The following is a 21,440-nucleotide window of genomic DNA, read 5'->3' on the forward strand; positions in this document are numbered from 1 at the left end:
ATAGTCTGGGTCAGTTAAATTTCCACTTGTTTTTTCTACCTGTAAAAATATTCTTTGGCCATATTTTAGTGCTCTTTCCCCAATTGCATTATTTTTATGTATAACATCTTTCAGTGTACGTACACCCAGAGTAGCATCGATGTAAATACATCATGACCACTTCTTTGGAAGATATCTCAAAAATTGCGAGCCTTTTTTGTATATCATCAATGCCTGCACCTATAAGCCAGTTAGATTCTAAATTTGGATTTTTCATTTATACCATCCTTTCTTCTAGGATATAAAACTTTAATGTAATTATTATTATTATGAATTATTGTAATAGACTGGTAAAGTATAAATGATATGTAACAGAATATAGTTAAAGGAGCTAATTTCTATCTTTTTACAGATTATATTCATATTTATAAAATAAAAAAGAGAAGTAGAATGATGGAGCCTCTACCTCTCTTTCTCTATCTAAACGGAAAACATAGATTGATCAATTACGGATTGAACATGTGTTAATTCCTTTGTTGCTTGCTTTAGTGCCTCTTCGTATAATACTGGATCTGATGCGTATTTTTGAATAGCTTGTGCAATTAATTCATTAGAATGTGTAACACTTCCCATCACCTCATTTAACCGATCAATAGTTCCATAATGTTTATCCATACTATCGCTCCTTTTTTTATTAGGATTAGCTAATTATAAAAAATATATAAGTAAGTCGAATAAGTGGCTCCTGAGTAATGGTATGACAACTACAATTTACCAATTAGGAAATATTCATTTAATTCACGCTATCATCTTTACACTAGTTTTAAAAAAGTATATAGTTTAAACATAAATGTTTCTATTTCATAGTTATTAACTATGATTTTATAGATGAGACAGTCTAAGGGGGAGTCAACATGACAATGAAGAAAACACTCACACTAGCAGGGTCTGATACAAGTGGCGGTGCAGGTATTGCTGCCGACCTTAAAACCTTCCAGGAGCATGATACTTATGGAATGACTGCTTTAACGAGTATCGTAACAATGGATCCAGAAGGCTGGCATCATAATGTATCAAGCATTGACGTAGAACTTGTTGAAAAGCAATTAGAAACTGCTCTGTCTGTTGGTATTGATGCAGCAAAATCTGGAATGCTTGGTACAGTGGATATCATTGAGCTTGGGGCAAAAAAATTCAAAGAGGCTAATTTAGATAGGTACGTGCTTGATCCTGTAATGGTTTGTAAAGGAGAAGATGAAGTATTACAACCTGAAAATACAGATGCAATGCGTGAATTACTTTTACCGCAAGCACTTGTAACAACTCCAAACCTTTTTGAGGCATGGCAATTAGCTGGATCAAGCGGTCCAATCAAAGATATTAACGGAATGAAAGAAGCGGCAGCTAAGATTCATGAATTAGGTGCAAAAAATGTCGTTATTAAAGGTGGCAAAGCATTAGATCACGAAAAAGCAATCGATCTTTTCTATGATGGAAAAGAATTCACTATCCTTGAAGGAGATAAAGTTGATACTACCTATAACCATGGTGCTGGATGCACATTTGCAGCTGCAGTTACAGCAAACCTAGCAAACGGAAAATCTGTTAAAGATTCGGTAGCTAATGCTAAAGCATTTGTTAATGCAGCAATTAAACATGGATGGAAACTAAATGAATATGTTGGACCAGTCATGCACGGTGCATATAACAAACACAATGTTGCAATAAATAGCTAAATCGCTAGAATGAGAAACCTTATGCGTTCATAAATCGCTTAAGGTTTCTTCTTTTTAATGATAAGATTAAACCCTGTCACAAAAGGAATAATAAAGCTTATAAAGAAATAAATGAGGTGTTTTCATTGGATTGGAAAGAAAAAACGATTGTGATCACAGGGGCAAGTAGTGGAATCGGTGAAGCAACGGCAGAGCGATTCTTAAAGGAAGGGGCAAATGTTGTCCTCGCAGCGAGAAGAACGGATCGTCTTGAAACAATTCAGGAACGTTTACAAACGTATGATGGAAATGTCAGAATGAAACCAACAGATGTTACCTCACAATCAGAGGTGAAAGATTTAATTGACTTTTCTATAAAGGAATTTAACCAGGTTGATGTGTTATTTAATAATGCTGGATTAATGCCGTTAAGCTTTATGAAAAATGGTAAGGTTCAAGAGTGGGAAAGAATGATTGATGTGAACATCAAAGGAGTATTATACGGAATTGATGCAGTACTCCCCCATATGCTTCAACGAAATGAAGGACATATTATTACAACGTCATCCGTTGCAGGTCATGAAGTTACCCCAGCGGAAACAGTCTATTCAGCAACGAAATTTGCTGCACGTATCATTATGGAAGGGCTAGGAAAAGAATTAGCAAAAACAAATATCCGTACAACTTCCATTTCACCAGGATTTACTGCTACTGAATTGGCTGAAACCATTACAGATCAGGAAGCAATCGATATGCTTACAAGTGGGCCACAAGTAACACCCTTAGAGAGCAAAGACGTTGCGGAATCTGTTTTTTATGCAGTAAATCAGCCGGAACATGTCAATGTGAATGAGGTTATTGTTCGGCCTACTGATGTTCCATAATTTTGATTTTCTTGGATGGTTAGATACGTTGTATTGAAAACCGATATCAATCGAAATACCATTTCCCCATAAATAAAAAAAGACGAGAATGGTCTAATCAATATAACCATTCTCGTCTTTTTTATCTTAGGTTAAGGGGCAGTAATACCCGCACCTCAAAAATAGGGGAGAACGAATCATTTTTAGGCAGGGGATGAAAGAACCCCCACGGATTGAAGATTCAAGATTCACTTTATCTTGTTTTTATTTTTACACCCTGGCTTGAGTTTCTGTCTCTAATAAAAAACGAAATAACTAAGGCAATAATAGCCAGTATACCGGAAAAAATAAAGGACATATTTACACCATGAATTAAGCCATTTACCCCATTCTCAGGAATAGCAGTAGTAGTCATAATCGTAATAGGCAGCGCTGTACCAATTGCACCTGAAACTTGACGGAAAGTATTATTAACTGCTGTTCCATGTGGAATTAAATCCATTGGCAAAACGTTTAATCCTGCCGTTGTCACAGGCATCATTGTCATGGCGATACCAAACATTCTTAATGCGTTTACCGTAGCAATATAGGTGAAAGATGTCTCATCCGTTAGGAAAGCAAGCATAAATGTTGTCACAACGAGTAGAGACAATCCGATAATCGCAAGCCATCTTGCCCCATATTTATCAAATAATCTTCCTGTTATAGGATTCATTAATCCCATAACGATAGCACCTGGTAATAGAACTAATCCTGATTCAAATGCTGTAAAACCAAGCATATTTTGCATATATAATGGTAGAACAAGCGCAGCGCCAATCATCGATAGAAAAGTTACCATACCAAGGATGGTAGTTATCGTAAAAATCTTATACTTGAAAACTTTAAATTCCAAAATCGGCTGTTCCAATTTTGACTGCCTTGTAATAAACCAAATTAAAGTGATTCCCCCCAAAATTAAGGTCATAACCACTTCTAAACTAGTCCAACCTGAACTTCCAGCTGCACTAAATCCGTACAAAATACCTCCAAATCCTAACGTTGATAAAATGATGGATAGAACATCAATTTTTGGATTCGTTTGCTTGGTTACGTTTTTAAGAATAAAATATGCAATTATTATATCGATAATAGCTATTGGCAAGATCATGTAAAACAAAGCTCGCCATGGCGCATGTTCTACAATATAACCGGATAAAGTTGGACCAATCGCAGGAGCAAAAGCAATAACTAGACCAAACATCCCCATGACCGACCCACGCTTTTCTACAGGAAATATAATGAGCATAATCGTTTGCATGAGCGGCATCATGATACCTGCTCCTGCTGCCTGAAAAATTCTACCGGTAAGTAAAACCGTAAAATTTGGAGCTATTGCACCAAACAACGTTCCTAAAGCAAACAAAAACATAGCTGTAAGGAACAAACGTCTTGTGGTAAATTTTCCAATTAAAAATGCTGTAACTGGAATCATGATCCCATTTACAAGCATAAAAATGGATTGGAGCCACTGTACTGTGTTTTCTTCTAGTTGTAAGTCTCTCATTATATGAGGCAATGCGGTCCCTAATAATGTTTGATTTAATATAGTAACAAATGCTCCGGAAATTAAAACAATCATTATCGGAACTTTATTTATCGTTTCTGGGGATGGTGTCTCAGAGGAGTTAACCATTTTTATTTCCTTCTTTCCTAAATAAATTCCTTCATTTACTTGTACCTTTTAGATGGTAACTTATCCATATTACCATGAAAAATGAATTCGTCCTAATTTAAAAGCATAACCTTAAAATTTCCTCGTGCCGATACATTTTTCTTTAGTTTCTTCTTTCCCAACATTAATATGTAATTTTACAAATTAGATTACCTAATGTAAAAAGCATGGATAAAAATCCATGCTAAACTTCCTTAATATCAAAGGAGTAAACCCTATCTGTATTTGGATTATAAACTACATTGCCCTGTACCTTTATTTTCTCTTGAGCTGATTGTAATACAAATTCATAGGTTTCCTTTATCTGAGATTCGGAAATTCTTGATTTTCCTACGGTGCGATATTCCGTTACGCGATAACTTGGATATGCCACTTGGGTTACTTCTAATAAATATTTTCCCCACCGTTCCTGTTCTAATTCTGGGGTTGGAGTGATTTCAACATTTAACACTCCAATATTCGGATTAACACCCAGAGCTTCAAATGCTCGTCGATGAATGTTTATCCGGTTCGGTGGATAACCCGCTACTTCATCAACAACGGTTACAATAACCTCTCTTCCATATGGCGCCGAAATATTCTTTATCTTAATGGAATCACCGCAACCATAAGGTGAATCCTCCCCAACAGCGGCCGTCATATATTCATTGAACGACCAAGGAATCTCACACTTCGTTAGTTCTCCGCCCTCCGTCCAAGTTACCTGTCCAGTAACTGGCTGCTGGCGATGGAAATAGTGGTTTTGATTACGCAGTCCGTAATACGATAAAAAATTTGGATGGATGTATGGTGTATATGGATAATATGAATAATATGGATACATTTGTATTCCCCCTATATATTCATGCTTCACTTGAAAAAATATTTAGTCATTGCAAACTAGCTTGACAAATTCCCCCTTCATACAATGCAAGGAGATAGCTACTGTTCTAATAAATGCTAAAATAATCTCTTCTTGATAATATATTATGAGAAAGGGCGGCTTGTGACTAGTTTTAATGTGGATGGCGTAAACCAGAATAATCGGCGTACCGTTTTAATGAACAGAAATTCTACCCACCGACAACTAAAGAGGGGTTATAGATTTTGTACATGAAATGGACAAACTTAAAATAACAAAGATTTTTCCATTCATGTTAAAATAAAGTTATAGGTATTGTATGCGGTTACAATATATAGAGAGAGTGTGTGTTTAATGAAAGTAAGAGACTTGATGATTATGAACGTTTTTACTGTAAAACCTTCCAATACGGTCAAGGAACTATTAACTATACTGAACACAAATCAAATTGGCGGTGTACCAGTTGTTGATGAAAAGAACCATCTAGTAGGTATCGTATCAGATGGAGATGTATTGCGTTATCTAGCTCCAAAACCTGTGGGTATCGCTGGACTTGTTTATATTATAGAAGATGGTGATATGGAAGAAGTATTAAAGGAAAAGTTAGACACACCAGTAAGAGAAATTATGACCAAAAGAAATATTCAATTCGTAACACCTGATGAAGAATTTGAAAAAACCATTCGTTTACTATCCCGTCATCGTTTCAAAAAACTCCCAGTAGTCAATAGAGTCGGCCGTGTCATAGGTGTTCTTAGTAGAGGAGATATTATACACAGTATTTTGAAAAATATTATTTCATCATAAGAACAAAAAAAGAAACGATCCATAAAAGTTAGTACACTTTTACCAATCGTCTCAGCCATTCGTTTTAGATTTAAGAAAAGATACTTTAAAATGAGGGAATATCCTCTTGTATCACTCAGGGCAACTTAACATTTTTATAAGGATTCTATTAGTTCCGCACAGGTTTCGTTGCTTTCACTGGTTCTGGTAATTTTTCCTTTACTTCAATCGGTTTTTTTACAAAGAAAGAACAAATTAAATTAAGTACTGAAATTCCTGTAATAAAGTAAAACGCATATTGAATTCCAGCTGCTAATACTTCTTGACTAGGTGCGTCATGAACGCCAGCTGCAAAACTACTTTGACCAGCCGTAAATACTGTTATTGCGATTGCTGTTCCTGCTGCACCTGCTACCTGGTTCAATGTATTCATAGCTGCAGAACCATCGGCATATAACTCTCTTGGTAACTGATTGAGTGCATTGGTTTGTGATGGCATTAATACCATTGTCAGACCAAAGAATAAAATCATAAATGCGACGATAATTTGCCAAGCAGGAGTTGTTGCGGAAATAACGGTCATAAACATCAAATTCCCAATAACTACGATTACCGAACCTGTAATAACAAATATACGTGCTCCCCACTTATCAAATAGTGATCCCACAATCGGCGACATAATGAAATTGACAGCATTACCGGGAAGTAATAATAAACCTGCTACCGCTGCACTAAATAATAATGCACCTTTTAAATATAGTGGTAATAAAATAGCTGTTGATAAAATAATTAAAATACCGAGGAACATCATCAATGTTCCTAATGTGAACATTGGATACTTAAAGACTCGTAAATTAACCATTGGTTGATCCATTCCAGATTGTCGAATACCGAATAAGATAAGAGCGACAATCCCTATGAGTAACGGTACCCATACTTTAGGAGATGAAAAAGCTTCTTCTGCCATCGTGCTTAAGGCATAGATTAATCCACCAAAACCGATAGTTGATAATAGTGCAGATAAGTAATCAATTTTAGGTTTCGTAATTTCCGAAACATTTGTAATCTTAGCCGCAGCAAAGAGTGTTAATAATACATACAAAATAGAACTTATCCAGAATATATATGGCCAACCTAACGTACTAATAATGACTCCAGAAAGCGTTGGTCCTAATGCTGGTGCTAATGTAATAACAAGACCCATAATCCCCATTACTACTCCACGTTTATAAACAGGGAAAATAATTAATAGAACCGTCGTCATAACCGGTAGTAAAAGACCTGTTCCAATCGCTTGTACTAAACGACCTGCTAACAAAATAGGAAAACTAGGAGACAATGCTGCTAAAATCGCCCCTAAAAGAGAAATAATAAGTCCTCCAATAACTAATTGCCTTGTCGTAAACCATTTCATTAATAATGCAGTGATTGGTACCAAAATCGCTAATACTAATAAATATCCTGTTGTCAACCACTGTGCAGTTGCAGCCGTTACTGAAAAATCCTCCATAATATTTGTTAAAGCCATATTTAAAGCTGTTTCTCCAAATAATCCAAGAAATGCACCCAACATTAAGATAAATGCCATTGTCCTTGGATATTTAACTTGTATTTGTTTACTCATTAAAATACTCCTTTTAATTAGACCAATCGAATCCTCCATTACTTTCTACGGACATCATTGGATCCCTTTTATTTTATCCGCTAACTTGGCTCAGCCAAATTTTCAATTATTAGCGATTAAAAAGTTCCGTCGTACACCTCCACAATCGACCGGTTTATTTACTATATCAAAATTTTTTTATAAAAGGCAAGACTTATTTTAAAATATTTACAATATAAAAAATATTGGGATCACATAAAAATAGAACTCGTTCGGACTTGTTAAGAACGAGTTCTGTAGATTACCTATTGTGTAAATGAAGTAGCTTGGGAAATCAATTCCTTGACTTTTGCTTGTATTTCTTCAGGTGATGTATCCAACGCCGAAGCTAATTCTTTGAATAGATTTTCTTGTATATTGGATAGTAACTTCTGATCTTGGTCATATAATCGCTTCTTATTTTGTTTAGCCTCATTATCTTTTTGTATTAATGTACGAGCAACCATGGCAATTTTCCTACGTTCTCCTGTTTTCACAAGACTAGAATATTGTTTATTTCGTTGTCTAACGTCATCAATCCATTCAACACCAGGTCGTTTAAATAATTGTAAAATATCCTCTGCTTCTTCTTTATTTAGCGTTTTTAGAATAATAGCCTTTTTACTTTCAACTGGAACACTAATTTTTAATTGTGAATCATTTGTCGGGTGTAAGACATAATAGGTTTTCGTCTCTCCATGAATAGTTCTTTCACAAATATCGTCAATTACACACAAACCATGCACAGAATATATAACTAAGTCACCAGTCTTAAACATCATCGTATTTGCTCCCATCACATAATCGTCAACTAAGTTTACAATGGTAATTATACTATATATTTATTTAATCGTCAATTTAGTTGACAATTTAAGCAACGTTTCTGTATAGTAAGGAGCGAATAGAAATGAGGAGTGAAATTCATGGAAAACGAATTACATAACTTAGATTTAATTGATAGTCTTAGTGAAAGACATGTTCAACTCCGCAAAATTGCAGAAAAATTATGGAATGATAGTAGTGACATTTACTTATCAAATTCCGAGTGGTTTATTATCGCTAGAACCTATAAAAAACAACCAACAATTTCCGAAATCTCAAAGAATGTAGATATATCTAGGCAAGCTACTCACAAATTTATTAAACAACTCGAGGCTAAAGGGATTGTTGAAATTAATAATGTAAAAAATAATAAAAAGCATAAATGCGTACGTCTAACCAGACTTGGTGAAGATTGTTACGAAAAAAATGAAGCATTAAAAGCAACTATCGAGGAAAAAGTATCCGACCAAATTGGTGCGGATAACGTAAGGGCGCTTAAGGATATGTTGAAAATGAATTGGGGATTATAAACGTTAGGAGGTATTAAACGTGAAAATTACTAAAGATCAAGAAACTTTTTTTCATCATCAAAACGATAAGAAATGGAAAGTCGGGGAAAAAGTTCGAATAAAAAAGTAAATGACGAGTTAAAACAAAAATTGGAAGCTGAGGATTACTTTTATTTAAAACGATTTGAAAATAAAGTCGGAAAAATTACGGAGCGTAAAGAAGCAAAATCAGGTATCTGTACATATCAAATTGAGTTTGATCAAAACCATTCTGGCTATTTTTATAACGAGGACATGGAAGAATAGTTTCTTCTTTAAAACTCTATTGTGTTAGATAGTATTCGCAGTAATTGGCATATTGGAGCCCAGTTGATTTCCGCTGGAGCAACCTCGGAAGAAGACTACTTCCTAGCAGACATGTTACCGCATTTTACTTCAAATGCGGAGCTAACTATACGTTTAAAAGCAGAAATATGGCATACAAAAAGACGCCTATATCAACTATAGACGTCTTTCGATTATTTGTGGCGAAAAATCTCCGTGTTCACATTCACGTTTTATCAATTTTTCGACTTACACAAATCAGCTCATCGCTCATTAAGAATATCACATAATTAGTTCCAAGGCTAATGGAAGTCATTAGTTCCTTAGTTAGGATAATACTTTGTGTAGAAATTCCTTTGTTCTCTCAGATTTTGGATTAGTGAAAATTTGCTCAGGATCCCCTTCTTCCATAATTATTCCCTCATCCATAAATAGGACACGATCCGCTACTTCTCGAGCAAATCCCATTTCATGTGTAACTACTACCATGGTCATCCCTTCATGAGCCAATTGTTTCATTACCCCTAATACTTCTCCTACTAATTCTGGATCGAGTGCAGAGGTTGGTTCATCAAATAACATTAATTTTGGTTCCATTGCTAATGCTCTCGCAATAGCCACACGTTGCTGCTGACCACCTGACAATTGAGCTGGAAATTGGTCAGCTTTTTCTGCTAAACCAACCTTCTCGAGTAGCTTTACGCCTCGATCACGTGCTTCATTTTTCGATATTTTACGAACCTTTTCCGGTGCTAACATGATATTTTCAATGACAGATTTGTGTGGGAATAAATTAAACTGCTGGAACACCATCCCTACTTCCGTTCGCACCATATTAATATCTGTTTTTGGATCCTTCAAATTAAAGCCATCCACTATAACATCACCACTAGTAATACTTTCTAGCATATTTAGGCAACGAAGGAAAGTACTTTTTCCAGATCCACTGGGACCAATCACACATACTACCTCTTGGGACTCTATTTCGCAATGTATTCCTTTTAAAACCTCATTATTCCCAAACTTTTTATGCAAATTTTCAACTCTTATCATTGAACATCCAACCTTCTTTCCATGATACGTAATACATAAGATAATGTTAAGGTAATAAATAAGTAGAAAATAGCAACTGTTGTATAGATTTCAACCGCATTAAAATGATTTGATGCAATCAATCTTCCTTGGAACATAAGCTCTGGAACGAGAATAACGGAAAGAAGTGATGTATCTTTAATACTGATAATAAACTGATTGCCTAACGGAGGAATCATTCGCTTGAATGCTTGAGGCCATACAATATAAAGCATGGTTTGATTGTGGGTTAATCCAAGTGATCTCCCTGCTTCCACCTGACCTTTGTCAATGGATTGAACCGCACCACGTACAATTTCGGCAATATATGCACCGGAATTGATGGCAATAACAACTATACCTGCCATCACAGATTCCATATTATATCCAGTTATTAATGGAAGGGCAAAGAAAATCCAAATAGCTTGTACCAACACAGGTGTCCCGCGCACCACTTCAATATAAACAGAAGAAATTCCATAAAAAAGTTTATTCTTGGATATTCTTCCTAGACCAAAAATGGCACCTAATATAAAACCAATTAAAAGACCTACCACAGAAATTAATAATGTATAATAAAGACCCGTCATGATTTGCGGTATAAATTCAACTACACCAGCCCAATTAAATCTCCCTATCATACTTTCACCTCGTAAAGTAAAATAAGAGACTGGGACAAAAGTATTTTCTCAATGCAAAACCCGAACATGATTGGTGCATAAAACCCTCCGGAAATATACTTCATTAAGTAGTGATTTGTTCGTTTTTTGAGTTAAACACTTACGTTATGTCCCAACCTCTTATTTGATTTATTTTTATCGAAGAATACCTCTTAAAGTCAATCTATAAAATTACGATTCTGAATCTGTACCAAACCATTTTTCATAGATCTCATCATATGTTCCATTTTCTCTTAATGTTGCTAGAGCATCATTAATTGCTGTCACTAATTCCTCATTACCTTTTGTAATGGCAATACCATAGTCCTCTGCTTGATAAAGATCACCAACTACCTTCAAACTGTCCTTACCTTCCGTTTGAATGTAATATTTCACATTTGGTGCATCATAAAGAACCGCATCCGCACTTCCATTTTCTACAGCTAAATATGCTTGATCGAGCTGTTCATATTCATTTGGTTCAGCACCTTCGATATTTTCTTTAATATATGCGGAACTAGTAGATCCTAGACGAGTTGCTATCGTTTTCCCCTCTAAATCTTCAATTCCTTTAATCTCGTCATTGTCTATAGGAACTCCAATTGCTAATCCAGATTCATAGTATGGATCACTATAATCAATAACCTTTTTCCTTTCCTCCGTTATACTGATACCTGCAATTGCAATATCAAATTGTCCTGTTTGTAGTCCTGGAATAATTCCATCAAAGTTAGTTGTTTCTAACTCGATTTCGAAACCGGCTTCCTCTGCAATTGCTTTAATTAATTCAATATCAAACCCAGTATATTCTCCGTTTTCATCTCGGAATTCAAAAGGTACAAATGATGTATCACTTACAACGGTGTATGTATCCTCTAATTGCCCTTCATTTGAACTTGCTTCCTCATCAGAGCTTGTTTCTTCTGTTGTCGTTCCTTCATTCTCTAAACTGGTTTCCTCACTAGTTCCACATGCAGCAAGTAAGAAAATAAGAGTCAGTGAGATAAACAGAAAGCCTACCTTCCATTTCTTTGTACCCATTAATTAGCCCCCTTGAAATTCTTATTTCTAAGAAAAAAGTCTAGTACAAGTTAATCATATCAGGTAATGTACTATTTAGAAAATTTAGTTTTTAGTTATATTTTTGAATATATCGTTATTTGTTTTCGTTTTGCACTGATTAATCGTGGAATACTTATATATAATAGGAATAACTATAAAATACTTCTGTTTCACCAAATAACGTCATGAAGTTAGACAAAATATGACAATCGTTTTGATTTATGGATTTTTTCAAGTAATATGCTTACTCATACGGTATATTAGCAGTAACCACGTTCTATTTTTCATTTCATGAGACAAAAAAACACACTGTTCTATTTTCAGTGTGTTTTCCCCCATCTTAAATGGCTGTATCTATAATATTTGTTACTCCGTAAATGTCGTCTTAATGTACTTCAGCTTCAAAAGGATATACTTTTTGTTCTTTCGCCTCCATATAATAATCCGTTACAATTCTATCTAAGATTTCCTCAGAATCTTTTCCGTCTGTATCGATTCCTAATTTTTCTGCCGACTGCATCACTTTAGTATCATGAATCTCTAATGCAAGATCTCGTAGTTTTTTTCCTTCCGAGTCAATCCCTAAAGCATCAGCCTCCATCTGAAGTTTTGTATTCATGATTTCTTTTTTTAATTCTTTCGTATCTTTACCTTCTGTTTCTATTCCTAAAGTACCTGCTTTTTGAATAAGTTTTGCCTGGAATACTTCCTCTTTTAAGGTTTTCAAATTTTTGTCTTCTGTTGTAATTCCAAGTTCATCTGCTTTATTCATTATTTTTGCTTTGTGTACTTCTTCCTTAAGTGCATGTATGTCTTTACCCTCTATATCAATTCCTAGATCTTTCGCTGCATTTTTAATCCATGCCTCATGAACCTCTTTTTTTAATGTCTCTATATCTTTTCCTTCTATTTCAATTCCTAGTTCCTTAGCATGTAATTTTACGATAGCATCACTTTTAAAATGATGTCCTTTATGATGACTTTCCTCTTCTTTCTCTTCTTTCTTTTCTTTAATGTCCCAGACCGGATTAAAGTCCATATTAGCTGATACACTTGGTGCTTGATTAACGACTCCTATCATAAAAACTGCCATCAAAATCATCCATAAAAATTTCCTCATTATATAACACCCTCCTATGTAGTTTTTTACATTTGGTAGCATTCCCATTTATATACAAAAAATGTAGATTATTGTTTTTGGTGTATAGTGAAAAGAAATTCTAAAATTTTTAGATTAGCACTTCTTCATGTTTATTGGTGTTCCTCCTGATTTTCTGGGATCCTACCTATAGCATGATGAGATCAATACCAACGCACGCAATAACGGAGAAATCTATATCAGTATTTTGAAAAACAACAATAAAAACAAACAAACCCACAACACTAATGGTTGTGAGTTTGTTTTAATCGTGGAATAATCAGGAAAAACATTGCAGCAATGACGATTAGAACGATAGCGAACAGCATAATCATTACACCTGAAAAATCGCTGGAAGATTGATTGTTTTCAGTCATCCTTTCTACCTGCTTTTCCTCGTGTGAAAATAATTGTAATTGTTCTGCTTTTGTAGCAATTGTATTGGTTTCTTCTTTTGTTGATAAGAATAATTTCTCTTCCAGCTGGTCTGAAGGGCTTTTATTTTTCTTTTCAAAGGTTAGGTTTTTTTGTTCTTCTGGAAGTGGTTGCTTCTCGCTTACCTCCTCCTGAAAATTCCGATTAAGCTCAATCCTATTTTCCTCGTAAATATTAGGCTCTACCTTTTTATTTGATTCCTCAGCATGGATAGGTGGAAGAACTAAAAATAGTATGATTAAGGTAATATTTAAGGTAATATTAAGAAGCTTTTTCGTCATGCTCATCCACCACTGCTTTATTTCGTATATTTTGGAGCATGTAAATAAATACAGATAAGAGTAGCACGATACCAATTAGAATCACCATCGTTAAAATGACCGGAGTATCTAAACCATATTGAATAGACAGATACGCATTTGACACTGGATTTGCAAAATTAAATTCTGGCAACACAATATTCAATAATGGTGAAATGAAAAACATAATGGTTGCTATACTTACCATCCATCCGATAAATGGACCAATAAATAAACCGGCTCGTACAACGTTTGAACAAACGAATAGCAATAGAATTGTGAAGATAGACCACTGAATTGCTTGAGCATTATCAAGACCATACATATTTAATCCGTAAATACTAATGATTAACCCAACTGCTAAATTCATCAATCCGAATAATGCACCCTGTATGAGATAGGAAACATTACGATAATAATGACTGATAAAGCCGATTAGTAATCCACTAACTAATATAATCACAAATAGCACAACTGGTGGTACTCGTTCTTCGGTTTGTGATAAGACCTTACCATTCATTTGTCCGGCCACCTGAACTGGGCTAGCTAAATGATTGTAAACCACAGGATTTTCCTGACCATCAATCAAGGTATTATCCAAAATTTCATAAATGTCTTCCCTAATCATACTAGTTGATGCAACATTCGTAGACCACCTATCATTTAGATTTTCTGATTCCTGTTGCACCCGATTTACCTGAGCTTGAAGATCCTCTGTAGCATTCGTAATATTGGTCTGACTTTCCTCTAGTGATGAGGTTAAATCAGCTAACTGCTCCAGACTAGAAGCACTAATCTGTTGCACATTAACCACTAATTGTCCATCTAAGTATTCTACTGATGAAGATTCTTCCCATTCAAAGGTTTCGGCATTTACTACCTGAAGTTGCTCGGTTATCTGACTTGCTGTAGAAGTTAATAAGTCAATATGTTTTAGAATCTTATTCTGTTCTTCTAAAATTTGGGAATTATACTCTTCTAAAAATTCGTTCGTGTCTTTAACCAACTTGTTAAATCGTTGTTCAAGTAATGTCATTTCCCCTATGTCTTCACCATCATCCAAAAGTACCGTAAACATGTCTTGAAGTTCCTTCGTGTACGGTGTATTAATATCTAGTAAATCATTAATCTCAGATTGCATTTCATCGTCGGCTAAAAGTTTCCGAACCAAAACAAGATTAATAGAATCTCTCCGATCAAGGGCTTGATCTAGAGCTGTTAATTCCTTGAAATAATCCATTAATAATGCAACATCTTTATCCTCAATCCTCTTCGCATCAAGGAAATGATTCGTTAATGCCTCTTTTTCACGAGGAGACAACGATTTACTATCGATGATGCTAACTTGTGTAGTAACAATTCGTTCGACAACAGATTCAAAGATTTGATCTTCAATGTTTGATAATTTATCATATGCGTTTTGTAGTTCCTCTGCATATTCTTTCTGTGACTCTGTATCTGGTAGGTCATTTACCGTTTCTTCTAATTGATCAAGGTCTTCTAAAACATCAGACCAATTTGGGTTTGTTGGCTTTTTAGACTGTTCAACATTACTTTCTGGATTCGATGTTTCTTCTAATTGTTCCTTGTCATCTGATTCACTTTCCGGTTTGGACGATTCTTCCTGCTTCTCCTCAGTAGGTTGAGCTACTACCGTCTCATTCTCCGCAGATTCTGGAGTGGATTCCGCTTCATTCAACTCATTTGACCCTTCTTTTTCTATTTCCGTATTCTCATCAGTTGAATTTGAATCAGATGGATTATTTTCTGTTATAGACTTTTCTTCATTAGTAGGTTTCTTCTCGTTATTTGACGGAGACTCCTGATTCACCGTTGTCTCCGTATCACTCACTACATTTTTTAAAGAATAAATCGATGTGCTTAATTCTTTCACATGATCCGTTAACTCATCCACATCTACTGTCTGCTCCTCTGGTAAGGAAGGATGGTCATCCTCTTCCGAAGGTTCTATATCATGAATTTTATTAGCTATTCTATATATGTCTGTCTTTGTTTCTTCAATAAGGGCATCATGATATGTTTGGAGAAGTACTTCATTCATTTTTAAAAGCTGACTACGAATTTCTGTTTCACCATTTTCTTGCCAATGAACAAAGCCATTTTTAAGATGTTCCCCGTTTTCGTCTGTACTACCGTATTTCGCTTCTAATAATTGATCAAAAACATTTTGGTAGCTTTTTTGAAATCCCTGAATATCTTTTTGGATAACCTCTTGTTGAAAATAAACTGGTGTTTGAAAGCCCTGGATTTGTTCCTTCGTTAAATTCGTACTTAATGCTAGGGCTTCCTGATATCGTTCGACACCAGTTTGAATTGCTTCCTGATTTTCTAATTGAAACTCATCTAGAAGGCCTTTTTGCTGTTGTTGCGTTTCTTTATAGTCCTCTAACGCCTTTACGAAGGTATTTATCTCTGCTTCTACTTCCTCCATACTACTGGAACCATTCGTTGAGATTTCATTTGCTTGCTCGGTACTACTCAAAATTCCTTCTAAATTATTTTTATGTTGGTTGATTTTTTCTGCTAATGATTCAGAAGCGTAGAAAGAAGACATTTCTTCTTGAAATTCAATCTCTTTCTCTAGGATTGTATCAAATTGCTCCTTCAAATGATTAATCTCTTGAGAAACATAGCTCCAATAATTCATCGACATTTCCTGATTAATAATATTCTTAGCATTAGCCATGATTCGATGAACATTTTCCCTATCCTTCGCCTCTAAATTCGGCTGTACAACATAATTTACTGCTGCTTTTTTCGGATTTTCCTCTGTGAAAGTTAAGACATTCTCAGAAAAATCGGACGGAACATACATTACAGCATTATATGTTTGATTACTGAGTCCTTGCTCTGCTGTACTTCGATTTACAACCGTCCATTCATAATCGTCCTGTTTGATTTGATCATTAAGAAGCATTGCAATGTCCTGCCCAAATGAAACCTTCTTTTCTTCAAGTTGATAACCAAGATCTTCATTGACAACAGCAATATCTTTTACTGTCGTTTGATTACCCTGGCTAAAACCACTTGTACCACCTGTAGCGGGCTGTACATCTACATAACGAAATAGCAGAAGAGGAAGTGCCAATACAACAAGTAACTTCAATATAATCCCTATTGGAAATTTCTTTTCTTCATTCATAGGCTAACCATCCTTTCTACTTCAAAGTGTGGAATTTGTATTTTCTTCGCCTTTCCATTTTCAACGTAATACCCAAAACCTACTTGTATTTCTTGCTCGTTTCGGGTATATGGTAAGGTTAATAAATTTTGGTCTGATTTTTTCATTAATAGAATAGCTTGCTTAATTTGTTTCATTTCATTAGTGAACGGATCAAATCCTTTGGTAAATTCATTAGCAGCTCCCGATGCAATAATATGGAAGCCTAGATGCTGAGAGTTTTTCACTAAATCAGCTAGTTTAGGTTGCATTAGTGTATCGACATTCTGCTGAAAATTCCCCATTCCATCTACCATAAGAACAATTGGAGAAAAGTTCAGTTCAGAAGCCTTCCTATTTCTAGATGCTTGTACATATTTCACTTTTCGTTTCGCTAATTCTTCCTCCACATTTCCAATCCAATCATTCAAATGTTCTTTTGTTTCTAAATAGGTTATTTTTTCATCATCTGCATATTCAACTAAGGATCGGTTAACGGAGTCAAATAAACCGATAGTTGCATCCGTATGTTCACTTAGGCCATGAATGAGTAGTTTCAAAATATTGGTTTTTCCTTTTTGCGCATCACCAACAATGAGCCAATGTTTATGTGTTCGCCAATCTATATAAATTGGTTGCACCGTATCCTCATCTAAACCAATAGCAAGTTTAGTTGGAGAGTTTTGAATGTGATAGTTTTGATAAAACATCATCCGATTAAGTCTCTTAGGAAGCATAGGTATAGCTGCTGGCTTCAATGAATCATGATATTTCTCTTTCAATTCTTGAACAGCAGCTTTTAAATTATCTAAGACTTCCACATCATTGTCGCCTGCTACTGGTAAATATATTTGAGCAAGGGAGGCATCTTCCTTTTTAATATAAACTCTTCCAGGAATCGCTTCCGTTTCATAGGATGTTCTGCCTACAACAGCGAATTTCTCGGACGTATCCATCAAATAATGAACAATTTTTGTTTTCAGGGTACTCATGAGAGCGTGCTTCACAGCATTGGTTCGAGTCGCAGTTAGAATCGTATAAATACCTAACGATTGTCCATCCCTAGCAATTTGTGTAAATCGATTCTCTATTTCTAGCATTTCTTCTTTCACTAAATCAAAGTTATCGATAGCAATAAAAATATAAGGCAGCTTCACTTTTGCAATACTATTATACATATTAATTGTGCTTACTTCCTGGTCACGGAATAACTCCTTCCGTTTCTCCATTTCCTCAGAAATAAAGCGAAGGAATTTTTCTATCTTTCTCCCATCGTCAGACCGGAAGTAATCACCGGTATGTGGTAGCTGCTGTAATGGTAGAAGTGCTCCATTACCAAAATCAAAAATATAATAATGGAAGGACCTTGGACTGTTTCTTCTAGCAAATTGCATGAGTAATGTTAGTAAGGTGGTTGATTTTCCGTATCCAGAGGAACCGAAAATACCAACATTGCCATCCTCCATCACTTCATAGTTATAAACCGTCTGACGCTGCTCCTCTGGCTCATCTACCAAGCCAATTGGGAATTGTTCTGGTAGATATTCTATAGTATTATCAACAATTATCCGCTCGGACAACGGTGGTAGCCATGGACTTGGAAGTTTCTCTATGCTCATTTTTTCCTGTACAGAATTAATTTCCTCCACAACTGCTTCAATTTCCGTTATTCGACCTTTTTTCTCGCTTCCCTCTGCTTCGACGTCAGATAGAGGTATTAATCCCAAATCTGTTACAAGAGCTACCTCATCCTCTGTAGCAAATGAGTCCTTTGCATATGGAGCACCACTCCAGGCAGATTGAAATAACTCATACACTTCGTTATTCCCTACCTGTAAATATCCACGACCTGTCACCGTAATTTTGGCTGCATCCGTATTTTTCAAAATTTCATTACTATCGGTAGCATCCTGAACTTTAAGTGCAACTTTAAATCTAGCATTACTCCAAATTTGGTCATCAATGACTCCACCTGGTTTCTGTGTTGCTAGAATTAAGTGAACACCTAAGCTTCTCCCGATTCTAGCTGCACTGACTAGTTCCCGAATAAAATCAGGTTCTTCACTCTTTAATTCAGCGAACTCATCCGAAATCAAGAATAAATGTGGAAGGGGTTGAGATGCCTCTCCTTCCTTAAATAGCTCAGTATAATCGTTAATATGATTGACTTCATGTTGATCAAATAAGCGCTGCCTACGTTTAAGCTCACTTTTAATCGAAGCAAGGGCTCGTTTACTAAAGTTTTTACTTCCTTCAATATTAGTAATTGTCCCTAATAAGTGTGGCAGCCCTTTAAATGGCTGTGCCATCCCTCCACCTTTATAGTCAATCAATAAGAAAGCTACCTCGTATGGATGAAAATGGACAGCAAGTGACAAAATTACTGTCTGTAAAAATTCACTTTTACCAGATCCAGTTGTCCCCGCTAACAAACCATGTGGTCCATGAGCTTTCTCATGTAGGTTAAGGTATACAAGATCCTCTCTTCCCTTAAATCCCACTGGTACCGCAAGCGATCTAGAGGATTGATTTTTCTGCCACTTGTCTTGAATATTTAAGTTTGCAACCTGATTGGTCTGAAACATTTCCATAAAGCTAACACTATCAGGGATTGAGTTACTCATTCCTAATTGATGGTCCAGTGATCTTAATGTACGAGCGAATCGCTCCTTCCCAACGTCTTCATGTTTATCTAGCTGAAAAGGCTTATGTACTGCCAATTGATTTTCTATTAAAATATCTCCCTGTGTTTCATCAATATAACGAACTAGTGTATGAATATTTTCCGACAAGCTTTCTTTCGTATCTGCTGCAAAAATAGTTGAAATTCCGATATTTGGGTGCTCGCCCTCTAAAAATTCTAATATAGCATGCTCCGAAATGAGCTGCCGATTTGTAATTATGAATACAAAATGCGGCGTGTATATCTTTTTAGCTCTTTCTTCATCCAAAGAACGTTCTTTTAATATTTCATAAATCGAGGAAAGTAGCTGATCCCTTGTCTGTTCATTATAAACAAACCCTCTTGCATATAGATGGGGTAGCTGGAAATGTGGCAGCCACTTCATCCATTCCCAGGATGAATACTCCTCTTCATCAAAAATCGCAACAAACCGAATATCATGATAGCTTTGGAAAAAACTAAGTTGGCCAACCATTTGTTGAATTTCTTTTTTTACAACAGATTCCTTTCCGACCATCCCCATGGTTCCCTTGGATAAATCAATAACCAATGGGGCATCTTTCACCTGTCTATAATAGGAAACAAGCTCCTGTGACTTTTCCAACAAATCATCAATCTCTTGATTGGACAAATCTCTACTTTGAACAGAAACCTCATAGCTTGAAGGAATATTCGCCCTCCCTACACGAAATTGAAGAAAGTCATTACTCATTCGAGTTCGTTCCCAAATTCGTTCACTTATTTCATTTACCAAATACTTCATTCGCTCAAAGGAAGGAAAATGATAGTATAGAATCTCACGCTGCCTCTGTGAAAGCTGCTGTAATTCTTCCCGTTTATCCTCTAAATATCTTGTATACAATCTTCTTCGCTTTTCTTTTCGTTGCTTCTGACCTTTACGTTCCTTAAAATACTGAACGGTGGACGTTATCAATGTCGTACCAAACATGGCAATCGATATGATGATAAAGATTCCCCGCGGTCTAATCATCGTGACAATCCCCATTACTATGAGCATCACTAATGGTGGTGCAATAATCAGCCATAAGCTTCTACCATAATCATCCGATTCTTCTGTAGGAAAAGAAAAGGATACCTTATCATCTGGCTGCTCATAAATCATTCGCGGTGTTCTACGATATTCTGGGTATTTTTCCTTCATGACGGATGTTGGTTTTTTTATCTCTATTAAATAAGAAATATCATCTCCATGGACAGAAACCATATCCTCCTCCGGTAACGTTACCGTAGAAAATGGATGGAAAATAACATCTCCCAGTTTAATTTCTGTTTTTCCGTTGATTCTTTCACCATTTAAAAAGATATCCTGATGCAATGGGTGGAGGAACCATTTGTCTTTCTGCTTCATCAATGAGAAAGCCTGTTTATCCGATTCATCAGGAAAATATATTTCCTGTTCATTACCTATGTAATAGATTTTCTCATCGTTAGATATAGAAGAATAATAGACGGTTAGTTTGTTGGTTCCAATATGGATATCAAGGGATTGTCCGTCTTTTATATGACCAATAGACGTACCTTCCTGATAAATCGTATAGCCATTCGCTTCGTGTTGAAATTCATAGCTAGGATCTACTGAAAATTGGTGAATGGTAATCGTATTACTTATCCTGTTACCAACAGAAATGGTTTCTCCTTCAGTCGTTTCATACGGTTGATATGTGTCTGCATAGAAGAAGTATAATTGACCCAAGTG

Annotated in this window: 19 protein-coding genes; 6 read left to right on the forward strand and 13 right to left on the reverse strand. The window is 35.6% G+C overall.

Going from position 1 to position 21,440, the window contains the following annotated elements; all coding sequences use genetic code 11:
* Positions 1–94 precede the first annotated feature (94 nt).
* Together CAO17_RS21060 and CAO17_RS11435 are read right to left on the reverse strand one after the other, a co-directional pair.
* On the reverse strand, positions 95–256 hold the full coding sequence (locus CAO17_RS21060; RefSeq protein WP_179151940.1) for a hypothetical protein: 162 nt from the start codon (positions 254–256) through the stop codon (positions 95–97).
* 203 nt (positions 257–459) lie between these two features.
* Positions 460–654 (reverse strand): hypothetical protein, encoded by a 195-nt coding sequence (locus CAO17_RS11435; protein ID WP_085992882.1) that lies wholly within the window; start codon positions 652–654, stop codon positions 460–462.
* Positions 655–893: 239 nt separating this feature from the next.
* Here CAO17_RS11435 and pdxK point away from each other — a divergent pair, with 239 nt between their 5' ends.
* Both pdxK and CAO17_RS11445 read left to right on the forward strand, forming a co-directional pair.
* Positions 894–1,715, forward strand: a complete 822-nt coding sequence (gene pdxK / locus CAO17_RS11440; RefSeq protein WP_085992883.1) for a pyridoxine/pyridoxal/pyridoxamine kinase — start codon at positions 894–896, stop codon at positions 1,713–1,715.
* A 125-nt stretch (positions 1,716–1,840) separates the two neighbouring features.
* Entirely contained in the window at positions 1,841–2,578 is a 738-nt protein-coding gene (locus tag CAO17_RS11445) for an SDR family oxidoreductase (protein WP_085992884.1), read from the forward strand.
* Between the two features lie 232 nt (positions 2,579–2,810).
* On the opposite strand, the gene CAO17_RS11450 is transcribed toward CAO17_RS11445, so the two are convergent.
* Both CAO17_RS11450 and CAO17_RS11455 read right to left on the reverse strand, forming a co-directional pair.
* Positions 2,811–4,232, reverse strand: a complete 1,422-nt coding sequence (locus CAO17_RS11450; RefSeq protein ID WP_085992885.1) for an MDR family MFS transporter — start codon at positions 4,230–4,232, stop codon at positions 2,811–2,813.
* A gap of 223 nt (positions 4,233–4,455) precedes the next feature.
* The gene (locus tag CAO17_RS11455) at positions 4,456–5,094 is read right to left on the reverse strand and encodes a DUF3889 domain-containing protein (protein WP_085992886.1); all 639 of its coding nucleotides are present in this window, start codon (positions 5,092–5,094) and stop codon (positions 4,456–4,458) included.
* A 372-nt stretch (positions 5,095–5,466) separates the two neighbouring features.
* On the opposite strand from CAO17_RS11455, the gene CAO17_RS11460 reads away from it, so the two are divergent.
* A complete protein-coding gene (locus CAO17_RS11460) occupies positions 5,467–5,919 on the forward strand; it encodes a CBS domain-containing protein (RefSeq protein WP_085992887.1) in 453 nt (150 codons plus the stop codon).
* A 148-nt stretch (positions 5,920–6,067) separates the two neighbouring features.
* Here the strand turns inward: CAO17_RS11460 and CAO17_RS11465 are convergent, their stop codons facing one another.
* Complete coding sequence (locus tag CAO17_RS11465) at positions 6,068–7,522, reverse strand: MDR family MFS transporter (protein ID WP_085992888.1); 1,455 nt, start codon at positions 7,520–7,522, stop codon at positions 6,068–6,070.
* Between the two features lie 284 nt (positions 7,523–7,806).
* Complete coding sequence (locus CAO17_RS11470; protein WP_245831831.1) at positions 7,807–8,322, reverse strand: CarD family transcriptional regulator; 516 nt, start codon at positions 8,320–8,322, stop codon at positions 7,807–7,809.
* A gap of 141 nt (positions 8,323–8,463) precedes the next feature.
* Between CAO17_RS11470 and CAO17_RS11475 the strand changes: the two genes are divergently transcribed.
* The 3 genes from CAO17_RS11475 (at position 8,464) to CAO17_RS21395 (ending at position 9,378) form a co-directional block, all read left to right on the forward strand.
* Complete coding sequence (locus CAO17_RS11475) at positions 8,464–8,892, forward strand: winged helix-turn-helix transcriptional regulator (RefSeq protein WP_085992889.1); 429 nt, start codon at positions 8,464–8,466, stop codon at positions 8,890–8,892.
* A gap of 72 nt (positions 8,893–8,964) precedes the next feature.
* Positions 8,965–9,177 carry a hypothetical protein gene (locus CAO17_RS20730; RefSeq protein WP_143833748.1) on the forward strand — a complete coding sequence of 71 codons (213 nt, stop codon included), beginning with the start codon at positions 8,965–8,967 and terminating at the stop codon, positions 9,175–9,177.
* A 21-nt stretch (positions 9,178–9,198) separates the two neighbouring features.
* The gene (locus CAO17_RS21395) at positions 9,199–9,378 is read left to right on the forward strand and encodes a hypothetical protein (RefSeq protein WP_218775559.1); all 180 of its coding nucleotides are present in this window, start codon (positions 9,199–9,201) and stop codon (positions 9,376–9,378) included.
* A gap of 144 nt (positions 9,379–9,522) precedes the next feature.
* Here CAO17_RS21395 and CAO17_RS11480 read toward each other — a convergent pair whose 3' ends face one another.
* From CAO17_RS11480 to essC, 7 genes are all read right to left on the reverse strand, one after another.
* Positions 9,523–10,248, reverse strand: a complete 726-nt coding sequence (locus CAO17_RS11480; RefSeq protein WP_085992890.1) for an amino acid ABC transporter ATP-binding protein — start codon at positions 10,246–10,248, stop codon at positions 9,523–9,525.
* Positions 10,245–10,907 (reverse strand): amino acid ABC transporter permease, encoded by a 663-nt coding sequence (locus CAO17_RS11485; protein ID WP_085992891.1) that lies wholly within the window; start codon positions 10,905–10,907, stop codon positions 10,245–10,247. Before CAO17_RS11485 ends, CAO17_RS11480 begins: the two co-directional genes overlap by 4 nt.
* A gap of 210 nt (positions 10,908–11,117) precedes the next feature.
* Positions 11,118–11,966, reverse strand: coding sequence for a glutamine ABC transporter substrate-binding protein (locus CAO17_RS11490; protein ID WP_085992892.1), 849 nt, complete (start codon positions 11,964–11,966; stop codon positions 11,118–11,120).
* A 406-nt stretch (positions 11,967–12,372) separates the two neighbouring features.
* Positions 12,373–13,107, reverse strand: coding sequence for a hypothetical protein (locus tag CAO17_RS11495; RefSeq protein ID WP_085992893.1), 735 nt, complete (start codon positions 13,105–13,107; stop codon positions 12,373–12,375).
* Between the two features lie 263 nt (positions 13,108–13,370).
* Positions 13,371–13,841: a type VII secretion protein EssA gene (essA, locus tag CAO17_RS11500; protein ID WP_179151941.1), complete on the reverse strand. Its 471-nt coding sequence runs from the start codon at positions 13,839–13,841 to the stop codon at positions 13,371–13,373.
* Positions 13,822–17,022 carry a type VII secretion protein EsaA gene (gene esaA / locus CAO17_RS11505; RefSeq protein ID WP_085992895.1) on the reverse strand — a complete coding sequence of 1,067 codons (3,201 nt, stop codon included), beginning with the start codon at positions 17,020–17,022 and terminating at the stop codon, positions 13,822–13,824. The genes essA and esaA overlap by 20 nt, the downstream gene beginning before the upstream one ends.
* Positions 17,019–21,437 carry a type VII secretion protein EssC gene (essC, locus tag CAO17_RS11510; protein ID WP_085992896.1) on the reverse strand — a complete coding sequence of 1,473 codons (4,419 nt, stop codon included), beginning with the start codon at positions 21,435–21,437 and terminating at the stop codon, positions 17,019–17,021. Before essC ends, esaA begins: the two co-directional genes overlap by 4 nt.
* Positions 21,438–21,440: the final 3 nt, after the last annotated feature.

The sequence above is a fragment of the Oceanobacillus senegalensis genome, from assembly GCF_900176885.1.
In the GTDB taxonomy this organism is placed as follows: Bacteria; Bacillota; Bacilli; order Bacillales; family Amphibacillaceae; genus Oceanobacillus; species Oceanobacillus senegalensis.